The 22,221-nt window shown below is 69.7% G+C and carries 14 protein-coding genes; 3 read left to right on the forward strand and 11 right to left on the reverse strand.

Going from position 1 to position 22,221, the window contains the following annotated elements:
* Positions 1–197: 197 nt before the first annotated feature.
* The 6 genes from D7V77_RS20375 to D7V77_RS20400 form a co-directional block, all read right to left on the reverse strand.
* Positions 198–551: a two-component system response regulator gene (locus D7V77_RS20375; protein WP_158620635.1), complete on the reverse strand. Its 354-nt coding sequence runs from the start codon at positions 549–551 to the stop codon at positions 198–200.
* 96 nt (positions 552–647) lie between these two features.
* Positions 648–1,871 (reverse strand): glutathione-independent formaldehyde dehydrogenase, encoded by a 1,224-nt coding sequence (locus D7V77_RS20380; protein ID WP_120577960.1) that lies wholly within the window; start codon positions 1,869–1,871, stop codon positions 648–650.
* 135 nt (positions 1,872–2,006) lie between these two features.
* Positions 2,007–3,389: an MATE family efflux transporter gene (locus tag D7V77_RS20385; RefSeq protein ID WP_120577961.1), complete on the reverse strand. Its 1,383-nt coding sequence runs from the start codon at positions 3,387–3,389 to the stop codon at positions 2,007–2,009.
* A 120-nt stretch (positions 3,390–3,509) separates the two neighbouring features.
* A complete protein-coding gene (locus tag D7V77_RS20390; protein ID WP_120577962.1) occupies positions 3,510–3,866 on the reverse strand; it encodes a response regulator transcription factor in 357 nt (118 codons plus the stop codon).
* Positions 3,863–5,491 (reverse strand): ATPase domain-containing protein, encoded by a 1,629-nt coding sequence (locus D7V77_RS20395; RefSeq protein WP_120577963.1) that lies wholly within the window; start codon positions 5,489–5,491, stop codon positions 3,863–3,865. The genes D7V77_RS20390 and D7V77_RS20395 overlap by 4 nt, the downstream gene beginning before the upstream one ends.
* Positions 5,492–5,514: 23 nt before the next feature.
* On the reverse strand, positions 5,515–6,639 hold the full coding sequence (locus D7V77_RS20400) for a hybrid sensor histidine kinase/response regulator (protein ID WP_120577964.1): 1,125 nt from the start codon (positions 6,637–6,639) through the stop codon (positions 5,515–5,517).
* A 212-nt stretch (positions 6,640–6,851) separates the two neighbouring features.
* Between D7V77_RS20400 and D7V77_RS20405 the strand changes: the two genes are divergently transcribed.
* Positions 6,852–7,613, forward strand: a complete 762-nt coding sequence (locus tag D7V77_RS20405) for an alpha/beta fold hydrolase (protein WP_120577965.1) — start codon at positions 6,852–6,854, stop codon at positions 7,611–7,613.
* Here D7V77_RS20405 and D7V77_RS20410 read toward each other — a convergent pair whose 3' ends face one another.
* Positions 7,614–9,506 carry an RICIN domain-containing protein gene (locus tag D7V77_RS20410; RefSeq protein WP_120577966.1) on the reverse strand — a complete coding sequence of 631 codons (1,893 nt, stop codon included), beginning with the start codon at positions 9,504–9,506 and terminating at the stop codon, positions 7,614–7,616.
* Positions 9,507–9,557: 51 nt separating this feature from the next.
* The gene (locus D7V77_RS20415) at positions 9,558–12,098 is read right to left on the reverse strand and encodes an FUSC family protein (RefSeq protein WP_233597126.1); all 2,541 of its coding nucleotides are present in this window, start codon (positions 12,096–12,098) and stop codon (positions 9,558–9,560) included.
* 30 nt (positions 12,099–12,128) lie between these two features.
* Here D7V77_RS20415 and D7V77_RS20420 point away from each other — a divergent pair, with 30 nt between their 5' ends.
* Positions 12,129–15,128: an ATP-binding protein gene (locus tag D7V77_RS20420; RefSeq protein WP_120577967.1), complete on the forward strand. Its 3,000-nt coding sequence runs from the start codon at positions 12,129–12,131 to the stop codon at positions 15,126–15,128.
* Positions 15,129–15,192: 64 nt separating this feature from the next.
* On the opposite strand, the gene D7V77_RS20425 is transcribed toward D7V77_RS20420, so the two are convergent.
* Together D7V77_RS20425 and D7V77_RS20430 are read right to left on the reverse strand one after the other, a co-directional pair.
* Complete coding sequence (locus D7V77_RS20425) at positions 15,193–17,226, reverse strand: M20/M25/M40 family metallo-hydrolase (protein ID WP_120577968.1); 2,034 nt, start codon at positions 17,224–17,226, stop codon at positions 15,193–15,195.
* A gap of 297 nt (positions 17,227–17,523) precedes the next feature.
* Positions 17,524–17,847 (reverse strand): hypothetical protein, encoded by a 324-nt coding sequence (locus tag D7V77_RS20430; protein WP_120577969.1) that lies wholly within the window; start codon positions 17,845–17,847, stop codon positions 17,524–17,526.
* Positions 17,848–18,066: 219 nt separating this feature from the next.
* On the opposite strand from D7V77_RS20430, the gene D7V77_RS20435 reads away from it, so the two are divergent.
* Complete coding sequence (locus tag D7V77_RS20435) at positions 18,067–18,468, forward strand: VOC family protein (RefSeq protein ID WP_120577970.1); 402 nt, start codon at positions 18,067–18,069, stop codon at positions 18,466–18,468.
* Between the two features lie 77 nt (positions 18,469–18,545).
* Here the strand turns inward: D7V77_RS20435 and D7V77_RS20440 are convergent, their stop codons facing one another.
* Complete coding sequence (locus tag D7V77_RS20440) at positions 18,546–22,109, reverse strand: endopeptidase (RefSeq protein WP_120577971.1); 3,564 nt, start codon at positions 22,107–22,109, stop codon at positions 18,546–18,548.
* Between the last annotated feature and the right edge of the window lie 112 nt (positions 22,110–22,221).

A 22,221-nucleotide genomic window follows, 5' to 3' on the forward strand; every position in this document is an offset into this window, starting at 1 on the left:
CGGCGGGGTGGGGCGGACCTGCGGGGTCAGCGCCTGCTGCACTCGCGCCGCGATGGCGCCGCCAATCGACTCACCGATTCTGGACATGTCGGGTCTCCCCCTCGAACCACCGAGACGGTGGACGTTGATGGATTATCGACCCTTGCCGCCCGCGGTTGCGGCCTTTTCCTGCCTACATCCGCCCCTGACGAGGGCCTTCAGTGCCGGGTCCGGTAGCGGTCCACGGCGGCCAGGAGCACCTCCGTGCGCACCGGCTTGCCCAAGAGGCCCACCGTCCCGGACGGGGCCGCCTGGAGGTCCGGATCCGCGGTGAGCGCCAGCACCGGCAGCCGCGACGTCAGGTCCAGGTTCCGCAGCCGGACGAGGAAGCGCTGGTCCTCCGGGTTGCGCAGCATCAGGCTGAGCAGCACCAGCGAGGGCATGTCCGGGTGCTGGGACAACACCTCGAACGCCTGCGTGGCCGTGGCCACGGACAGCACCGTGTAGCCCTCCAAGACGAGGAGGGCCACCAGGGCCTCGCGCAGGTCGTCGTAGCTTTCGACCACCAGCACGGTCGAGGGTTTGTCCAGGGCAACCACCATCAGATCATATACCGCCGGGCCCGGGGCGTGTGCACCCCGGGCCTTGGACCTGGGGACAGGGGACCCCTAAGCGCGAGCCTTGGGGCCAAGCTGGGGCTTGAGGATGACCTTGGTGTAGCCGTCCTTGCGTGCGTCGAACTTCTTGTACGCATCCGGCGCGTCCTGGAGCGGCAGGCGGTGGCTGACGATCATGCTCGGCCTGGCGCGGCCCGCGATGATGAGGTCGCGCAGGAAGTAGTTGTAGCGCTTCACCGGCGTCTGGCCGGTGCCCACGGTGATGCCCTTGTCGAACACCTTGGCCCAGGGCAGCGGGTAGATGCCCTGCTTGGCGTTCTCGTCCGATGCGCCGGGGTCCGGGGCGATGTAGACGCCCACGACGCCAATGGAGCCCGTGGGGTTCACCAGCTCCACCAGCTGCTCCAGCACCTGGGTGGGCTTCTCCCGGCCGCCGTGCGCGTCCGCGCCCTTGATGTCGCGCGACTGGTAGCCCACGGCGTCGATGCCGCACATCACGCCCATGGCCTTCTCCTCACCGGAGCGCAGCGCGCCCATGATGAGCGGGTTGCCGCGGCGCAGGTCCATGATCTGCTTCACCGGGTCGCCCTTCGTGAAGTCGATGGGGATGGCGCCCATCTCCTTCACCTTGGCCAGGCGCTCCGGGACGCTGTCCACCACGTAGACCTCCGAGGCGCCGCGCAAGAGCGCGCAGTAGCCGGCGAGCAGGCCCACAGGCCCCGCGCCGAAGACGGCCACGGTGGCGCCCGGCCGCACGTTCGCCAGCTCGGTGCCGTGGTACGCGGTCGGGAACACGTCCGACAGCAGCAGGAAGTCGTCCTCCAGGTCATCGCCCGGCTTCCCGGGGATCTTCAGGCAGTTGTAGTCGGCCCAGGGCACCCGGAGCAGCTCCGCCTGTCCGCCGCGGTACGGGCCCATGCCCGCGTAGCCGTAGCCCGCGTGCGGCGCTTCCGGATTGGCGACGAGGCACGCCTCGGTGCGGCCGCGCACGCAGTCGAAGCAGGTGCCGCAGGCGATGTTGAAGGGCAGCACCACGCGGTCGCCCTTCTTGATGCTCGTCACGCCAGGGCCCACCTGCTCCACGACGCCCATGTTCTCGTGGCCGAACACCTGTCCGGCCTTGGACGCGGTGCGACCTTCGTACATGTGCAGGTCACTGCCACAGATGCCGGCGGAGGTGACGCGGATGATGCAGTCGGTGGGGGACTCCATCTTCGGATCCTCCACCTCCTCCACCTTCACCTGGCTGTTGGCCTTGTAGACGACTGCGAGCATGGGCTTCTCCTGGGTGGGTCCGTAATGAGGCCCACCAATAGTGGGATGCGCCGCGTCCAGGAGAAGGGGCCGGAGAATGAGCGCGCCCGGCTGCCCCGTACAGGCGTGCAGGGCGGGCGCGCGTTCAAGCCCTCCTCAGTGCGCCATCACCACCGGCGCCTCCGCCGGAGACACCAGCGACTGGCGCTCCCACGCGCGGCTTCGCCAGCGCAGCCACATGGCCAGGCCGCGCGTCCATTCATCCGCGGCCACCGCCAGCCACACGCCCGCGAGCCCCAGCTGCAGGTGGAACACCAGGTAGTAGCCCAGGGGCAGGCTCATACAGACCATGGAGATCATCGCCATGATGACCGGGAAGGTGGCGTCGCCCGCGGCGCGCAGCGCGTTCACCAGCACCAGGTTGAACGAGCGGCCCGTCTCCAAAAGCAGGCTCAGCACCAACACCTGTGACGTCAGTCGCAGGATGTCGCCGTCGTGCGTGAAGAGGCGGATGAGCGGCTCGCGGAAGAGGATGGCCGTGACGTCCACCGCCACCGTGATGCCGATGCTCCACTTGAGGCTCTTGAGCACGCGCGCGTACGCGTCCTGCGAGCGCTTCGCGCCCACCAGCCGGCCCACGATGATGGACGTGCCCATGCCGATGGCCAGGCTGCACAGGAACACGTACTGGGACATGGCGTTGGCGTACTGCCGCGACGCCAGCGCCACCGGGCCCAGGTACGTCACGTAGTACAGGAACACCGTCTGGCACGCGTGGTACGTCATCTGCTCCACCGCGGACGGCACGCCCACGCGGAGAATCTTCCGCACGTACTCGCGCGTCAGCGCCACGAAGTTCGTGGGCTGCATCTTCACGTCCATCACCCGCCAGAGCATCCACGCGAAGACGCCCACCGCCATCGCGCGGCTGAAGACGGTGGACATGGCCGCGCCCGCCACGCCGTGCGCCGGCATGCCGAAGTGCCCGAAGATGAGCACCCAGTTGCCCACCACGTGCACCACGTTCATGCCCATGGCCACGTACATGGACTGCCGCGTGAAGCCGTACGTGCGGATGAGGCTGGAGAAGACGTTGATGAGCGCCTGGAGGAAGAGGAAGCCGCCCGCGATGTGCCAGTAGGTGCTCGCGTACGCCTGCGTCTGGGGCTCCAGGTTCATCCGTCCCAGGATGGAGTCCGCGGACAACAGCAGCCCGCCGCTCACCGCCAGGCCCAGCAGGAAGTTCATCGTGATGGCCTGCGCCGCGATGCGCGCCGCCTCCACGTTTCGCTTCGCACCGAGATATTGCGACACGACGATGGACGCGCCGTGGCTCACCACCTCCATCACCAGGATGCAGATGAAGACGTACTGATTGACGACGCCCACCGCGGACACGGCGGCGTCCGACACACCGCTGAGCATCAGCGTGTCCGCCGTGCCCATCAGCATGAAGAGGAAGATTTCGAAGAAGATGGGCCAGGTGAGGCGGAACAGGCCCGGCTCGCGGGAGGGTGTCGGCTCGACTTCAGTGGGCATGGATGCGTCGCGTCAGGTGGACCCACTGTGCGCGCGCGATTTTTCGATTTCAACCGGAAGCACCCGCGACGGCTGCCTGCCCGCCGCGGGTGCTTTGAGCTGAAATCGTGAGAGTGACACCTACGACGACGTCAGCCGCTCCACGGTGTCCACCAGGTCTCGCAGGGAGAACGGCTTCTTGAGGAAGCCGGCCCACTGTTGTTCCTCCATCTTGGCCTTGGGCGGCTGGATGGCGCTCATGACGAGGATGGGGAAGTGGTGGGTGCCGTCCTTGCGGATGGCGTCGATGGTCTCGTAGCCATTCATCACCGGCATCATCACGTCGATGATGGCCAGGTCGGGCTTCTCCTCCTTGAGTTTGGCCAGCGCCTCGCGGCCGTTGCCGCAGACGACGACGCGCAGCTGTTCCTCCTCCAGGATGGCCTGGATGGCTTCGGCGATGTCCTGTTCGTCGTCCACGACGAGCACGGTCTTCATGAACGCCTCCGCCGGGACGTGCCCGCCGGAGCCTTCTTCGAGGCCGGCTTCTTCTTCGCGGGCGCCTTGCGGGCCTGCTTCTTCTTCTTCGGGCCCAGGGGGGCCTTCACGCGGTCGGAGCGGGAGCTCTCGCCGCCAGTCAGGCGAGCGTGGCCGGTGAGGATGCTCTCCGCGCTCTCGAAGGTGCCCGCGACCTCGATGCCCTGTTCGCTGATGGAGAACTCGCGGATGCCGCTGTCGTAGGCGCTCTCCCGCATCTTCATGATGGAGAGCAGCCGGTAGAGCTGCGAGCGCAGCTCCACGTAGCGCACCAGGATGACGTTCTCCACGGTGGACGCGGCCTCCGGCTGGGGCATTTCCACGCCGGGGCTGAACAGGGGCGTCTCATCCGAGTACAGCGTGGTGACGTCCATCATCCGCAGTTGGTGCGTGAGCGCGGAGAAGAAGCGCCCCAGGCGGTCCGGGTACACCGCCGCGGAGCGGAAGCCTGCCACGCCGTCGATGAACAAGCGCAGCCGGTCCACCTTGCGCTCCTCGATGCGCTCCAGCAGCCGCTCCGCCAGCGAGTCCATGTTGTGCTCCAGCGGCGGCTGCCACTGGATTTCAATGAGGCCCTCGTCCACGTACTTCTTGAGGTCCCCCATGCCGGTGCCCTCGGCCTTCTCGATGAGGCGGGGCGGCGTCTCGAAGAAGCCGAAGTAGACGCCCGGCTGGCCCGCGCGCGCGCCCTCGAGGAGGAAGTGCAGCCCCAGGAGCGTCTTGCCCGTGCCGGGCGCGCCCAGCAGCAGCGTGGTGGAGCCGGACAGCACGCCGCCCCGGAGCGCTTCGTCCAGGCGGGGGATGCCGAAGGGCATTCGGATGCGGTCCTCGCGCCCCTCCGCGGCGGGGTGCGCGAACTGCACCTCCGTGCGCGGGTGGATGAGGATGCCCTGGTTGCTGATCTCCACCTCGTGGCGGCCCAGCAGGGATGGCCCGCCGCGGAACTTGATGGCGATGAGCTCACGCACCGCGCGCGGCCCGTGCAGCCACAGCGACAGTTCGAAGATGCCGTCCACCGCGGTGTTCTCCGGGTGGATCTCCCCTTCGTGGTGCGGGGCGAGCATCAGCGTGGTGCAGCCCAGGATGCTGCAGAAGGTCTGCAGGTCCTGGAGGAAGCGCTTGAAGCTCTGGTCCGAGGTGGCGAACTCCTTCGCCGCGTCCATGCCGTCGATGATGAGCAGCGTGGTGCCGTGCGCCTGGGCGTTCTTGCGCAAGAGCTCCAGCAGGCCCTTGAGCCCGTCGCGCTCCAGGTCGCGGTATCCGCTGAGGTACTGGAGCCGGTCCGGGATGACGTCGGGGTCGAAGAACGTCATCTGCGACAGGTTCTCCAGCAAGCGCCCATGCGACTCCGACAGCAGCGTCACGTAGAGCGCCTTGCCGCCGTTCTTCACGTGCTGGAACGCGATCTGGTTGGCCAGCACCGTCTTGCCGGAGCCCGGTGGGCCAATGATGGCGTAGGACGAGCCCTGGATGAGGCCGCCCTTGGTGATGAAGTCCAGCCGGGGCACATTGGTGACGAGGCGCTTCGTCGGACTCTTGCCTTCGCTGGACGGGGTGCTGCCGTCAGCGTCTTCGGTGTTCGACACGAATCGTTCTCCCTGTGGATGCGTCAGTACCGCTGGGTGCGATGCAGGGGCAGCCTCAACTCGAAACACGCGCCCTGGCCCGGGGCGCTCTTCACGCTCAGCGTGCCGTCGTGCGCGGCGGCGATCTCCTGGGCCAGGTAGAGCCCCAGGCCCAGGCCCTCGAAGCGGCCCGGGGCCGGCACGCGCTCGAAGCGGCGGAAGATGCGCGCCTGGTCCTCCGGCGCGATGCCCACGCCCTGGTCCTCCACGGCGAGCACCGCGTGGCCTTCGTGCATGGACAGGCGCGCCTTCGCGGGCCGGTCCTCGCCGTACTTGACGGCGTTGGACAGGAGGTGGCCCACGGCCTGCTCCAGCATGCGCGCGTCTCCGAAGAGGAGGACGGGAGCGTCCGGCAGCTCCGCGGTCAGGGCCACGTTCGCGCTGCGGGCCGGAGCCTGGAAGCGCTCCACCTGCTCGCGCACCAGCTGGGAGAAGTCCACCGTGTCCACCTGCAGCGCCATGCCCTGCGTGGACAGGCGGGACACGTCCAGCAGGTTGTCCACCAGGGTCTGCAGCCGCGTGAGGTGACGCACCGCGGGCGTCAGGCGTTTGCCCATGGCGCCGCCCGCGTCCGCGTCGTTGACCACCATCTCCACCGCGCGCTCCAGGTTGAGGCGCAGCACGGTGAGGGGCGTCTTCAGCTCATGCGCGGCGATGCTGAGGAATCGGTCGCGCGCGCGCACGGCGTCCCGGGCGCGGGTCTGCAGGCGCAGCATCGCCTCGATGTTCGCGAGCAGCTCGTCCTCCGCCAGGGGTCGCGTCCAGTACGCGTCCGCGCCCTGGGCCAGGCCCCGCACGCGGTCCTCGCGCTTGACGGATACGGACGACAGGTGGGCGATGAGCAGGTCGTGCGTGGCCTCGTCCGCGCGCAGGCGGCGGCACACCTCGTAGCCGTCGATGTCCGGCATGTGCACGTCCAGCAGCACCAGGTCGGGCTGCCCCTGGGCGAGCCGGAGCGCCTCGCGCCCTCCCGTGGCCTCGAGCACCTGGTAGCCGCCCTGCTTCAGCGTGAGGCTCAGCAGGTACAGCGTCGCCGGGTCGTCATTGACATTGAGGACCGTGACGGCGGTGCGGCCAGCCTGGGCGTTCTTGGCGTCGGAGGAATTCACGGGCGGTGCCGCGGGAACAGTGGGGGCGCGAGCGGCGAATGGAACCACCGGCAGCGAAAAAGATTGGGGGGAGCGCGCGGGCGTTTCGCCGGGTGTTATCCCCCAGACGGATCCGGCGCTGGAGACGTCAGCCTCTTCCCAGGCGGGCCGCCGGGCGCAGGATGCCGGACGCGACGCGGGGCCGGATTTCCGGCCCGGAAAGGCACGAAGACATGAAGGGTACGGCGGGTGAGGTGTTCGTGGACGATGGCGGGACGGGGCAGGGCACACCGGTGGTGTTCGTGCACTCGGCCTGTGGAGACACGCGGCAGTGGGCCGCGCAGCTCCAGCTCGTGCGCAAGCAGCGCCGCGCGGTCGCGCTGGACCTCAGGGGGCACGGCCGGTCCACGCTCACGTCGGACGCGGACTTCACGGTGGAGGACTTCTCGCAGGACGTGGCCACCGTGGTGGACGGGCTGGGGCTGCCTCGCGTGGTGCTGGTGGGGCACAGCCTGGGCGGCGCGGTGTGCGTGGCGTACGCGGCGGCGCACCCGGAGCGCGTCGCGGGGCTCTTCCTGTTGGACCCGGCGTCCGACGGCCGCGAGGTTCCGAAGGAGGCGGCCGAGGGGATGATGGCCGCGCTCGACACCGACGGCTGGACGCAGGTCATCGAGCAGTACTGGGGCACGCTGCTGGCGCCGTCCACGCCCCAGGTGCGTGAGCAGGTGCTGGGGCAGTTGCGGCGCACGCAGCGCGCGGCGGTGAAGGCGGCCATGGGCGCGCTGCTGAAGTTCGATCCCGTCACCGCGCTGAAGCGCTACCGGGGACCGGCCCTGTCCGTCATCACGCCGCTCAACCAGACTCCCGGCGCGTACCACGTGCTCGTCCCGAGTCTTCCCTCGAAACTCGTGACGGGCACGGGGCACTGGGTGCAGCTGGACGCCCCCGAGCAGGTGAACACCCTGCTCGACGGCTTCCTGGCGACGGTGCCCTGATCAGGGCATGGCTTCCAGGCGGAACTGCTGGCAGTCGTTGTTGGACCAGACCCATTGCTGGACGGTGGCCCCGTCGCCGCTGCTCCAGCAGTTGCTCACGTCCAGCACCTTGCCGCTGTGGCGGGCCTCGAAGCGGGAGTAGCCGCCGGTGGTGGCCACCGGCTTGAACTGCTGGTTGGCGCCGCCCGCCCAGGACCACTGCTGCACGCGCGCGCCGTCCGCCACGCTCACGTCCGCCACGTCCACCGCCTTGCCGCTGTAGCGCGACACCAGCCGCGAGTAGCCGCTGTCCGTCGCCACCAGGGACCACTGCTGGCTTGCGCCCGTGTGGCACGCCCACTGGTGCAGCCCGGTGCCGTCCGCCGCGGACGGGCCCACGATGTCCACGCACTTGCCCGTGGCCTTGTTGATCAGCCGGTACCACGGCCCCTGCGGACCGGACGTCCCGCCCCACTGGAAGGACGCCACCGAGCGCGGCGGCAGCGTGTACTCGAAGGACTGCCCGTTCCAGCGGACCTTGAAGGACAGCGTGGCGCCGTCATTCGAGTTCAGCGCGATGAGCGCGCGCGAGCCGTCCGGGTTGCGGAAGGCGAGCGTCTCGATGTTGTTGTTTCCCAGCGACGTGGCGCCCACGCGCACCGCGCCCGGCCGCACCACCTTCGCCAGGTGCGCCCACGCGTAGTACTCCTCGTTGCGCGTGTAAGTGCCCGCGGCGTTGTCCACGGTGAACATGCCCCGGCAGTCCGCGCAGCCGCCCACGCGCGGCCCGTGGTTCGGATCCAACGCCAGGTTCCAGTAGAAGGACGTGCGCGACCAGTGGCGCAGCGGCCCGAAGAGGTTGTTCTGCAGCGCCCACTCCAGGTTCGCCGCGGCGTTGGTGGCCCAGAAGCCGCCGGTGCACTCGGTGAAGTGCACCTCCTTGGCGGGGTACGCGTCGTGGAAGGCGGACTGGACGCTGTAGCTGCCCTCCGGGCTCTCGTAGCAGTGGTACGCCACGCCCGCGACGGCGTTCTGCGCCTGACCGCCGTTGTAGGCCATCACCTCATGCGGGTAGCCCGCGGGGCCCGTGCCGTCGTGCCAGTTGTGGTCCCACGCCAGCACCTTCACGCCGTTGAAGCCCGCGGCGTTGAGCGCGGGGCGCAGGTGCTGCGCGGCGAAGATGGACTGGTCGTTGGACTCCATCTGCATGGTCGCGTAGCCGCCGTTGGCGTTGTGCGGCTCGTTCTGGAGGCTCAGCGCGTGGATGGGCACGCCGTTCGTCTGGTAGGCCTGCACGAAGCGCACGAAGTAGTTGGCGTAGGTGCCGTACAAGTCGTTGCGCAGGTAGCCGCCGCCGGTGAGCGAGTTGTTGAACTTCATCCACGCGGGCGCGCTCCACGGCAGCGCGAAGATCTTCACCTCCGGGTTGATGGCGCGCGCCTGCTTCAAGAGCGGCAGGATGTACGCCGTGTCGTGGCCCACGGAGAAGTCGTTCAGGTCGCAGCAGGTGTCGTCGTAGGTGTAGTTGCTGCGCGCGAAGTCGGACGCGCCCATGGGCAGACGGATGGCGCTCTGGCCCGCGCCCGCGGTCACGCTGAACAGGTCGTTCATGATGGCCGTGCGCTGCGGCGAGTTGAAGATGAGCCACGCGGACGAATCCGTCAGCGCGCCGCCGAACCCATCGAGCGTCTGGTACGTCACGCCTTCGTTCACGTCGATGGCCGTCGCGCTGCCCGTCTCCGGACCGAACGCCTTGTTCGCCTCGGCGTTGAGCTTCTTCGCCAGCGTGCTGCCGGACGTCGTCGTCAGCCACACCCGCACGGTCTCGTTCGCCGCGCTCGCCGCGAGCGGCAGGAGGGTGGAGGCGGCCAGCAGCAGGCCCTGAAGGGGGACGCGGGACAACCAGGGGGACATGGGGACTCCAGACACCAAGAGGGAGTCCCGCAGTCTATTCAGACTGTTCTGCTAAGGCTCGTTAATCTTGGATGGCTGAGGGAGCGCCTCCAGGCGGCGGACGGCGGCGGTGTGGAGCACCGTGAGCTGGCGCGCCAGTCGCTCCAATTGGGACTGGAGCAGGGGAGCCTCGGCGCTCATCGCGGCGCCGGGGGCGTCCGGGGTGGGGACGTTCCAGCCGATGAGCGTGTCGAGGGCGGGCAGGGGCTTGGGGCGGCGGCCGTGGTGCACCGAGTCCGCCAGGTCCTCCATGCTCGCGTCGATGGCGCGCGCGAAGCGCGACAGGGCCTCCTGCACCGCCGGGGTGGAGGGCACGGAGCGCCGCGACGCGAGCAGGGTGCAGACAGCTGCGAACCGGCGGGTGAAGGCGAGCAGCGTCATCAGCGGCTCCACCGCCTCCGTGCGCCAGCGCGGTTCGGTGAGCAGTCGCTGGAAGGACGTCTCCGCGTTGATGGTGGCCAGCCCCAGCTTGCGCCGCGCCTCCGCCAGCGCCGCTGCTTCCGGTGGCCCGTTCCGCTGCCACGCGCGAGCCAGCACGTTGAAGAACTCACGGTCCGCGCGCAGCGCGTCCGCCATCTGCGCCGGGAAGCGCTGGTTCTCCGAGCGCTGCCACAGGAAGAAGGTGCCCGCGAGCGCCAGCGCGCCGCCGATGAGCGTGTTGACGATGCGCACCGGCGCCAGCGTCCAGTCCCCGCTGCCCAGCTCCGCCAGCAGCACGAAGGTGAGCGTGGCGAAGATGGTGTACAGCCCGTAGTTGAGCGGGATGAGGCTCACGCACAGGGCCGCGGTGCAGAACAACAGGCCCATCATCGCGTGCGGATTCTGCAGCCAGGACGACACGGCGATGGCCAGCAGGCCGCCCACCACCGTCCCCAGCACACGCTGGAGCGCCTTGAGGTAGGTGGGGCCGGTGTACGGCTGCATGATGGTGAGGACGGTGATGGTCACCCAGTAGCCGTGGTTCGGCCGGAACACGCTGGCCACGTACACCGCCGCCGTGGTGGTCAGCCCCGCGCGCAGCGCGTGCCGCAGCACCTCTGAATCCAGCGTGAGGTGCGCACGCACCGGATCCAGCAGGGACGCGTGCGACTCCTCGGCCAGCGCGCGAGCGGGAGGCGGGGCTTCAGTGAGGGGGCCGGCCAGCCGGCACGCGGTGTCCAGCGCCACGTCCGCGCGCTCGCGCAGCTCCGTGAGCAACCGCGCGATGTCCGACAGCCGCGCCCGCTCCAGTCGCGTGACGAGTCCGCGCGCGTCCAGGTCTCCGAGCGCGTCGCGCAGCGCACGCCCGTCCCACTCCGGCTGGGGCCTGCGGTTGCGGCCCTCCTGCTCCACCAGCCGCACCAGGTCCCTGGCCGTGTTCGCGCAGTCCAGCAGCGCCACGGCCACCGCCGCGCGCGGGTCTCCCACGGGGCCACTCACCGGCGGGCCCAGGCTCTCCAACTGCTCGCCCAGGGCGATGAGCCCCATGAACATCGCGTCCACGGACTCCAGCAGCACCAGCAGCCGCTCACCCCGGCCGCGCTCCACCCGGCCCTGACGCGTGGCCGCGAGCGTGGTGCGCGCCAGTTCCAGCAGCTCGCGGATGCGCCCGTGCTGCTCCTGGATGAGCGCCTGCCAGGCGTCCTCGCGCGCGCCCTGCACCGTGCGCGACAGCCCCTCCGCGTAGTCCGCCACCGCGTCGAAGCACGCCGCCACCGCCTTGCGCGCGGGCCGGTAGGGGCGGATGGGCCAGAGCACCAGCGACAGCACCATGGCCCACGCGGAGCCGCCCAGCACCGCCAGGCCGGACTCCAGTGCGTGCACGACGCTGTCAGCAGGCAGCCCCAGCGCGATGACGAAGGTGGTGGCGGCGATGTTGCCGGTGATGTTCGACGCCGCGCCGTACACGCCCGCGAAGCTGCACGCCGTCACCCACAGCAAGGTCGCGGGAATGGCCAGGGCGGGGTGCATCCCCGCGAGGCCGCCCAGCACCGCGGACACCGCCGCCGCCAGCGCCGTGCCGCCCATGGCGCGGAAGCGGGCGTGGTAGGAGCCGCCCTTGTCCACGAAGGACGTGTTGAAGCCGCCGATCGCCAGCCACAGGGTGGCGGGCAGATGCAGCGCGGTGCCCACGACGGTGGGGACGAAGAACGCGAGCGCGGCCCGGAGGCCCGCCTTCACCGCGGGCCGCACGGGCGCGAAGCGGGCCACGGCCTTCGCATGGTCCAGGAACTGACGGTGGAGCACCCGTCCCCCATAGAGCAACGCCTCCGGCCGGGCCACCGGAATCCGGGCCCGATGCCGGGGGGCGTCACTCGCGCGCCGGACGCTGGATGAGGCTCGGTGCGGGGCGGGGACCATTTCCTCGGCATGGAGCTGCGCGATGTAGCGCTCCAGCGGCGTGCCTCCCAGCCGCAGGGACAGGGCCTTTCCAAGGTGGGACCGGTGCCTGGCGGAGGACAGCCCGCCCGCTGTTCCGCGGCAGGCGGCCAGCCGGGCGCCCGGGAGGTGCTCCACTCCGAACGGATGGGCACATTTCCAGTGGGAAGCCCCCAGGAGCCGACTTAGGGACATGGCTCGCTGATGTGAGGAGCAGCGCCCGCGATGAGTCAGGATGTTCCGCAGCAGACGCCGGAGACCCTCTTCACCGGCGGCAGTCAGATGCACGCGCTGGTGCGCACGCACGACTGGGCCGCGTCACCGGTGGGGCCCGTGGCCTCCTGGCCCACGAGCCTCAAGATGCTCGTGAAGACGCTGCTCGGGTCGCGCTACCCCATGATCCTCACCTGGGGTCCGCACCTCACCCAGTTCTACAACGACGCCTATTCGCTGGTGATTGGCGACAAGCACCCGGCCGCGCTGGGCACGGACATCCGGGGCACGCTCGCGGAGGCGTGGGACTCGCTGGAGCCACTGGTGCGCGAGGCGATGACGACGGGCGTCGCCAGCTGGGTGCCCGCGCTCCAACTGCTCCTCAACCGCAGCGGCTACCGCGAGGAGTCCTACTTCGACGTGAGCCACGCGCCCGCCTACGACGACACGGGTGCCATTGGCGGCATGCTCGCGGTGTGCGCGGAGGTGACGCCCCGGGTGCTGAGCGAGCGGCGCACGCGGCTGTTGCGCGACCTGTCCGCCCAGGCAGCGGACACGCGCAGCGTGGTGAAGACGTGCGGCGACCTGCTGACCGCCCTGGCGGACCACCCCCTGGATGTGCCGTGCGCGCTCCTCTATCTGCGCGAGGGGGACGGCAGGTCGCTGACGCTGTGCGGGACCGTGGGCATCGAACGCGGCGGCCCCCTGAGCCCGGAGACCGTGCAGTTGGATGCCGGCTCCCGGAGGGCGGCGCCGTTCCTGCGAGCGCTCGGAGGGGAGCGGGTGCGGCGCGACGGACTGGAGGCGCTCCTGTCCATGAAGGGCGGACCGTTTGGTGACGCGGTGGGCACGTTCCTCTTCCAGCCGCTCGCGGGCTCCGGCACGGCCGCGCCGCTGGGAGTGCTCGTCACGGCGCTGTCCCCCAACCGCGCCTTCGATGAAGGCCACGCATCCTTCAGCGAGCTGTTGAGCGCGCAGGTGGCATCGTCGCTGCGCAACGCGCGAGCCCACGAGGAGGAGCGCCAGCGGGCGGAGGCGCTGGCGGAGTTGGATCGGGCGAAGACGGCCTTCTTCCACAACATCTCCCACGAGTTCCGCACGCCGCTCACGCTGATGCTGGGGCCGCTGGAGGACGTGCTCGCGCAGGTGCCGGTGACGGAAGCCGCGCGCAAGGACCTGGAGCTCGTCCACCGCAACGCGGGCCGCCTGCTGCGGCTGGTGAACACGCTGCTGGACTTCAGCCGGCTGGAGGCGGGCCGCATCGACTCCAGCTTCGAGCCCACCGACCTGGCCTCCTTCACCAGGGACCTCACGGGCCACTTCCGCTCCGCCATCGAGCGCACCGGCCTGTCCTTCAGCGTGGCTTGCGCCGCGCTTCCGGAGCCCGTCTGGGTGGACCGGCAGATGTGGGAGAAGGTTGTCTTCAACCTGCTCTCCAACGCCCTCAAGTTCACCTTCGAGGGCGGCATCATCGTGCGGCAGGAGGCCCGGGGCGCCTCCATCCTCCTGTGCGTCACCGACACGGGCACGGGCATCCCCGCGGAGGAGCTGCCCCACCTCTTCGAGCGCTTCCACCGCGTGCGCAACGCGCGAAGCCGCACGCACGAAGGCACCGGCATCGGGCTGGCGCTCGTGCACGAACTGGTGGAGCTGCACGGCGGAGACGTGACCGTGGAGAGCGAGGAGGGGAGGGGCACCACCTTCACCGTGCGCATCCCCCGGGGCCACGCGCACCTGCCCGCGGACCGCATCCAGGCCGCGCGTCAGCAGGAGTCCACCGCCCTGGACGCGCGCCCCTACCTCCAGGAGGCCGAGCGCTGGTCGGACGCGGAGCCCGTGCTCCGGGCGCTGAAGCCGGTGCGGGCGCTGACGGACGAGGAGTCCCCGGGAGAGGAGGCTCCCCGGGCGAAGGTGCTGGTGGTGGACGACAACGCGGACATGCGCGAGTACGTGGAGCGCGTGCTGTCGCCGTCGTTCGACGTGACGCTGGCGACGGACGGACACGCAGCGCTGGCCGCCGCGCGCGCGAGTCCACCGGACCTGGTGCTGACGGACGTGATGATGCCCCGGCTGGGTGGCTTCGGGCTGTTGCGCGGCCTGCGCGAGCGGCCGTCCACGCGCGCCGTCCCCGTGGTGATGCTCTCCGCCCGCGCGGGGGAGGAGGCCGCGGTGGAGGGGCTGGAGGCGGGCGCGGACGACTACCTGGTGAAACCCTTCAGCGCCCGGGAGCTGGTGGCGCGCGTACGCTCCATGCTGGAGCTGTCGCGCAGTCGCCGAGAGGCCCTGCGCCAGGAGATGCTCGCCCAGTCGCTGCGCGAAAGCGTGCAGGCCCGGGACGACTTCCTCGCGGTGGCGAGCCACGAGCTGAAGACGCCGCTGGCCGCCTTCCGCCTGCACCTGGAGCGGTTGGAGCGCAGCCTGGGAGACGACGCGCTGGGCCGCGCGAGGAGCCCGCTGGAGTCCGCCGGCCGGCAGGTGCAGCGGCTGCACGCGCTGATGGAGACGCTGCTGGACGTGTCGCAGCTCACCACCGGCCGGCTCGCGTTGGACCTGAACGACGTGGACCTCACCTCCGTGGTGGGCAACGCGGTGGCCCGGCTGCGCGAGGAGGTGGCGCGGATGGGCGTGACGGTGACGCTGGACGCGGACATGCCGCTGGTGGGCCGGTATGACCGGCTGCGAATCGACCAGGTGGTGAACCACCTGCTGACGAACGCGGCGAAGTACGGCCAGGGCCGCCCCATCGCGGTGCGCGTGGCCGCCGAGGATGGCACCGCGCGCCTCACCGTGCGCGACGAGGGCATTGGCATCAGCGAGGCGGACCGCGCGCGCATCTTTGAGCGCTTCGAGCGAGCGGTGCCCGGGCGCAACTACGGGGGCCTGGGCCTGGGGCTCTGGATTGCCCGGCAGGTGGTGGAGGCGCACGGCGGCCGCATCACCGTGGACAGCGCGCCGGGCCTGGGCTCCACCTTCGTGGTGGAGCTGCCGCTCGAAGGGCTCAAGGCGGCCTGAAACACGAAGGGGACCCGGGCACGCGTCCCGGATCCCCTCCACGTCAGCTCAAGTCAGCTGCGGCCTACTGGACGGTGAACATCAGGTCGTCGCGGTCGTTGTACTCGCCGGAGATGCACGCGCTGGTCGGGGCGCCGGTGCCGTAGCGCATCTGCGCGCGCACGGCCTGGTTGGCGCCGGCGGGCAGCGTGTACGTGGCGGAGATCGTCTGCAGGTTCGCGCCCGACGGCGTGACGGAGGTGATCAACGTCCAGACGGGCGTCGTCGCGGTGGCGTTGGCCGTGTAGTACAGGTCCAGCCGATCCGACGTGGGGGTGGCGTAGGCCCAGACGGTGGCCTCCACCTTCACCTGCTTGCCCGCGGCGAAGTTGGAGCCGTCCACGGTGGAGACCTTGAGGGCCTCCATGGACTCGTCGCTCTTGTAGGTGCCGCTGCTGGCGTCCTTGCACGTGCCGCGCAGCGTGTTGGGCGTGTTCACCTCAGGCCCACGGGTGCCGCGGCCGTTGAAGAGCGTGCCGCTGTCGCAGGTGGCCGCCGCCTCGCTGCAACGCAGCGTCTTGTAGGTGCTGTCGAAGGTGCCGGTCGTGGACACGTTGGCCACGGTCACCGTGCGCGCCGTCGTGGTGGTGGTGTTGCCCGAACCGTCATGCGCCTTCGCCGCCACCGTGTGGCTGCCGTTGGCCACCGTGCGGCTGTCCCACGCGTAGCTGTACGGAGAAGAGACGATGGTGCCCTTCACCACGCCGTCCACCAGGAACTCCACCTTGCTGACGCCCACGTTGTCGCTGGCCGTCGCGGTGATGCTGGTGGTGCCGTTCACCGTCGCGCCGCTGGCCGGCGCGGTGAGCGACACGGTGGGGGGCGTGGTGTCCGTGGGCAGGCCCGGGATGGTGCCCTTGCCCAGCTCCGCCAGGTACGCGGCGCCAATGCGCGCGAACTTCAGCGCGTTGTTGGCGTTGCCGTCCGTGCTGTTGGCCAGGGTGTCGTTGGCCGTGTGGATGTTGGGGTTGTCGTTGTTCATCTGCGCTTCGAACGGGAGGGACGCCGGGTAGCCCTGCGCGGTCCACGACGCGTGGTCCGAGCACCCGTAGCCGCACGTGATGTTGGTGCGCGTGTAGCCCGTGTACGTGTCGATGAGGTTGCCCAGGAACGCGTTCTGCGCCGCGTTGGTGTTGTCCGTGACGAGCGTCAGGTCCCACGTGGAGCCGCGGTAGTTGGTCATGTCCAGCTGGAGCACGCCCACCACGTTGGCGCCCGCGGACTTGTGCGCCTGCGCGATGGCCTGCGAGCCGTACAGGCCCACCTCCTCCGCTGCGTACGCCATGAACTTCACCGTGCGCGCCGGCTTGTAGCCCTTGGCCATCGCCACGCGGAAGACCTCCGACAGCGTGGCGACACCGGAGGCGTCGTCATCCGCGCCCGGCGCCGTCGCCGTGGGGCGGCTGGAGGAGCTCACGTTGATGTTGATGGAGTCCAGGTGGCCGCCAATCACCACCACCTCATCCGGGTAGACGGTGCCGGTGACGGTGGCGATGACGGACGGCTGCGTCCAGCCGGAGTGCGTGTACAGCTGCACGCTCACGTCGTCGCGTCCGGTGGCGTAGGACGTCCAGGTGTCGCGCAGCCAGCTGGCCGACTGCGTGCCGCCGGTGGAGTTGTTGTAGTAGCGGTTCGTGTAGCTGGCCAGCTGGATGATGGTGCTGCGCAGGCTGGCCTCCTGCAGGCCGGAGAACAGCGAGTTGACCACCGGCGCGTTGTCCAGCGTGTAGCTCACCAGCGACTGCACGGGCTGCGCGGGGCCGAGCGCCGCGAGCGCCGCCTCCTGCGTGTCGTGCGCCATGAAGCCCGCGCAGCGGTGATACTGGTCATGCATGATGGCGGACACGTCGCCCAGCTGCGACTCGGTGAGCTTGAGCACGCTCACCCCGTTCGCCTCGCGCACCAGGGTGGGCGCGTTCCCGCCGCGGAACGACGAGCGCACCGTGCCCACCGTCTCCGAACCGATGCTGATGTAGACCTCCTTGTCACGCGGCTCTTCGGCGGAAGCGGTGGCGCAACACAGCGACACGACCACGGGGACCACTCTCTTCAAACGCATGTTCCGCTCCGATTCCAGGCGAGGGGCGCACTGACGGGAGGCACGACAAGGACCGCCCACGTTCAAGTCCGGGCCGTCTGGCCAGACCTCGGGGGTTGGGGGCGCATCCTGTGGAATTCAAGACACCGCCGTCAAGGCTGACAGCATCGTGAAACACGATGAGACAGCTTTTGCCGCCAACGGTGACGCACCCCGGCCACGCCGCGGACGCGCCGCGGAAGGGCTCACGCGGGCGTCACGGAAAAATGATTGGAAAATGGGAAACGCGAGGGGGGAGCCGCGGAGGACGGGCGGCTCTCAGGTCTGCAGGTTCATGCTCAGCGAGCGGCCGGCCGCGAAGCGGGGCTCTGCCTGGAGCTTCTCCAGGACGCGGTCCGAGGCGACGAGCGTCACCTGGGGCAGCAGCCCCGGCTCGCTCATCCACTTCACCGCGCCCAGGAGGTGCTGGGCCTTGATGAACTCCAGGACGGCGCCGTGGAAGGCCTTGCCCTCTTCACGCCACACCTGGGCCAGCTCCGCGCGGCCACGCTTCTCCAGCGGCTGGGGAGCCTTGGAGGCCTTTGCCGCGCGCCGGTTCGGGGACTGCTCTTCACGGGGCAGGACGATGATTTCGATGAACATCGCGGCACCCTCCTGAAGGCAAGAACTGCGAAGTGGCGCGGACTATCGCACGAAGCTGCGTCGTCCCGCCGCCGCGCGCCCGCGCTTTTGTGGAAGTCGCTGCCGCTTTCACGACTTCCCGGGCGGAGGCGCCTTGACATGCGTGAATTGCGGCTCTGATGGTGGCGGGCGCGCGCGGTGTTGAACGACACCCGGCACGCAAATCACGGGAGGCAGACCATGGAACTGCACCACGGCCGCATGTTCGACCACGTCCACCTCCAGGTCCGGGACCTGGAGGCGAGCAAGCGCTTCTACCGCGCGGTGCTGGAAGTCATGGGCATCCCGGTCTTCAACGAGAGCGAGCGGCACCTGGCAGCGGACGAGCTGTTCCTCAGCAACGACCGCGAGCCCACCGCGCGCGTGCACCTGGCCTTCCAGGCGAACGACCGGGAGATGGTGCACCGCTTCCACCAGGCTGCGGTGGCCGCGGGGGGCCGTGACAACGGGGCTCCCGGGGAGCGCTCCTACCATCCGGGGTACTACGCGGCCTTCGTGTTGGATCCGGACGGCAACAACATCGAGATGGTCCACCACGGGCCCGCGAAGCGCTCGGCGCCGTCCGTCGTCTACACCTGGTGAGCCGTGAAAAGGCACGGGGGCCCCCGGAGTGAACCGGGAGCCCCCATGTCACTGAAGGACGGCTTCGCGCGTCTTGACTAGCGCGCCGTCACGGCCCGGCCGCGCACCTGCTTCGCGGACGGGGCGGTGGGGTTGGCGGCCACCGCGGACGCGACGTTGAACACCAGGTCGTCGTGGTCGTTGTAGCTGCCCGTGACGCACGAACTGGAGGCGGTGCCGCCGAAGCGGAACTGCGCGCGCACGGCGTGGTTGCCGGTGGTGCTGCCCACGGTGACGGGGATGGAGAACGTCTTCAGCCCCACCGCGGTGCAGGCCTGGGCGGTGGTGACGGCCGTCCACGCGGGCGTGGTGGTGTTCGTCGTGTAGTACAGGTCCAGCTGGTCCGTGGTGCCGTAGCACCACACCGTCACGTCCACGGTGAGCTGCTTGCCCGGGGTGATGGTGCCCTGGTCCACCGTCTTGAGCACGATGCGGTCGATGCTCTCATCCGAGTGGTAGACGCCGGAGGCTCCGTCCGTGCAGGTGGCGCCCAGGGTGTTGGGCTGGTTGGGCTCGATGCCGCCGGACATCGTTCCGCGCCCGTTGACGAGCGTGGGGCCGGTGTCGCAACCGCACACGGATCCGCAAGCCGGGGTGCGCAGGGTGGAGTTGTACGTGGCCACGGTGGGCGTGCACACGTTGGTGGTGGTGAAGCTGAAGGCGGCGCTGTACGGGCTCGCGCCGCAGCTGTCGGTGGCCCGCGCGCGCCAGTAGTACGCCGTGAGGTTGGACAGGCCCGGCGTCACGTTCCACGCGCTGGTGGACAGGCCGGTGGCGCTGCGCACCACGTTGGTGAACGCGCTGTCGGTGGCCACCTGCACGTCATACGCGGACGCATTCGTCACGTCGGACCAGTCCAGCGCCGGCGCCAGCGCGACGCCCGTGGCCGCGTTGGCGGGGGCTGTCAGGGTGGGGGCCGCCAGGGTGACGCAGCCGCGCGTGGTGAAGCTTTGCGCCGCGCTCCAGGAGCTGGTGCCACCGCACGAGTTGAGCGCCCGCACGCGCCAGTAGTAGGCGGTGGTCGCCGACAGGCCCGGGGACACCGTCCAGGTGCTGGCCACCAGTGAGTTGGCGCTGCGCACCACGTTGGTGAACGCGCTGTCGGTGGCCACCTGGACCTCGTAGCCGGACACGCCCGTCACGTCCGCCCAGTCCAGCACCGCGAGCAGCTCGACACCGGTGGCGCCGGAGGAGGGGGTGGACAGCGTGGGAGCGCCGGGCGCCGCGCAGGTGGGCGTGGTGCAGGTGCAGGCGGACGCCTGACCGAAGCACGCGTTGCTGCTCGCGGGCACGACCGAGTAGCAGTACTGGCGGCCGTTGGCGACCTCCGGGTCCGTGTAGCTGGTGCCGGTGACGGTGGCCACGCGCGCCTTGCCGAAGTCACAGCCCGCGAAGCCCTCCGTCTTCATCACCCAGTACTGGCTGGCGCCCGCGGAAGCGGTCCACGACAGGCTCACCTGGCTGTCGCCCGGGGTGGCCGTGGTGGTGGGAGCCGCCGTGGGGCCCGCCGCGCAGCCGCCGTTGGTGGGCGCGGGCGTGGAGCAGGCGATGTTGTGGCGGTTGTACGCGGCGTAGATGGCCGTCATGTGCGGCGTGCCGTCCGCCAGGTTGCCGTTGTCGTCGTCCGCGGCCAGCCACTGCATGTAGCCGTTCGTCGCGCCGCAGCCGTCGGACGTGCCCGCGGTGCAGTTACAGGCGTGCCACGTGCCGATGTTGCCGGAGCCCTGGTAGAAGAGCTTGTTGCCCAGGAGGAACGCGTCGTTGGAGTTGTAGTTGAAGGGCGCCGCCGTGAGGTCGCGCGTCACCAGGTCCCACGCCGCCTGGCGCACGGGGGACGCGGCGCAGTGCACCTGCTTGCTGCACGGGCCGGAGCCGGACGAGCACATCTTGCAGGTGAAGTTCTGCGGGGTGGCCGGGATGTTCGGCGCGCTCGCCGCCCAGTCCGCGTCACGCACGCCCGAGCAGCGCAGGTTGCACCAGGACTGGCCCGTCACCTGCGACTCCTGCTGGTTGTAGCCCGTGCCGTCCGGCGTGAGGCCGCAGCCCGTGTTCGTCGTCTGGAAGAAGCCGTAGCCCACGCAGGACGTCTGCAGGCGCAGGATGCCCGCGATGTCCGCGTAGCCCTCGCTGGAGTTGGACAGCGAGCCGTTGGCATCGAAGTTGTCCATGCCGTGGCCCCACTCGTGGTCGAACACCGCGCCAATCTCACCGGTGTTCCGGCAGCCGCCACCGGACTTGTAGAAGTTCACGGTGCTGCCGTTCCAGAACGCGTTGCACGTGCTGGACAGGTTCACGTTGGACGTCAGCTGGCCCTGCAGCCAGGTGTTGCTGGGCAGCCAGCCGCGGGCCACCTCCTTGATCTTGTTCAGCTCGTAGAAGCTGGAGCGCGCCGCCGGGGTGTTGCCCGGGGACGTGCCCGCGGGCACCGTGCAGTCGTGGTCGTTGTTCACGCCGCCCAGGTCCAGGCTGCCCGTGGCGGAGCTCACGTTGATGGAGCCGCAGCTGTCGGCGATCCTCACGTACTTGCCGGCGAGCGTCGTGTTGAGGGTGCCGGCGCTGTAGTTGTAGATGCCCGCGCCGTCCGTGAAGTTGTTGGGCGACGCGAAGCCCGTGTTCGCCCAGGGCATGGGCGTGTTGGGCTGCATGGTGCCGCACGTCTCCTTCGACGTGCAGGTGCCGATGTTGGTGGACGGGTACACGCCGCCCTTCACCTGCGCGTCGAAGTAGTGGTTGTCATCCTCCACGGCGAGCACCTCGCCGGAGTTGGCGTCCACCGTCACCTTCCAGCGCTCGTGCTCACCGGGGTTGGAGAAGCCGTAGCTCCACACCAGCGCGTGGCCGTAGCCCTGGCCAAAGGCCGCGCCCGTGCGCGCGAACGGAGTCACCTCCAGCGTGGGCTGCTGCCACAGGCTGGTGGGCGACAGCGTCTGGCCCAGGAACGTGCTGCCCGCGGCAATGGCCTGGTTCGCGGTGAAGCGGGGCTTCGTGTCGATGCCCACGTTGGCCCACGCCTCCGTGCCCAGGAGGATGAGGTTGCCGTGGCTGATGGTGGCCGCCAGCCGGCCGTGCCGCACCGTGATGCCGTTCACCACCTGCGGGATGTGCACCTGCCACAGCGTTTCCGTCACCTGCGTCACGCGCGGCGAACCCAGCTGCAAGAGGTCCACGCCAATCGCGTCCTGATGGTCCGCGACGAACTTGAAGACGAGCTCTCCCACCACGGACTCGTCCACGCTGCCCACCGAGCGGCCCAGACCCTGGCGCACGGACTCGAGCGAGACGTTGTTGCGGAAGCCGTCACCGGGGATGAGCGGGAAGCTGCCCTGGATGCCCGTGGGCATGCCGGACAGCGGATCCAGATACACCTGCACGTTGCCGCCAAAGCGGGTGACGAACCCCGCCCATTTGTCCGCGCCCGCGCGCGGCATCAGCGACCGCGCCTTCTCCAGCGGCACGTTCTGGATGGGCAGGTAGAGGTCTGGCTTGAAGAAGGCCTTCTTCGCCGCCGCGCTCTGCTGCTCGGGCTGGGAGGGTTGGAATGCGTACGTCGTGGATGACACCAGGAGGGCAAGACAACACAACGCTGACCGCAGGGGGCGCATGACGTCTCCTCGGGTGATGCCGCCGGACGGGACCGGCGAGCTCCGGGGCGGAGCGCCTCCTGCTTAGGTCATGTGCTTTTTAAGTTGGTATTGCGGTTATTCCTGATTAGGG

This window comes from Corallococcus sp. CA041A (assembly GCF_003612075.1).
Taxonomy (GTDB): domain Bacteria; phylum Myxococcota; class Myxococcia; order Myxococcales; family Myxococcaceae; genus Corallococcus; species Corallococcus exiguus.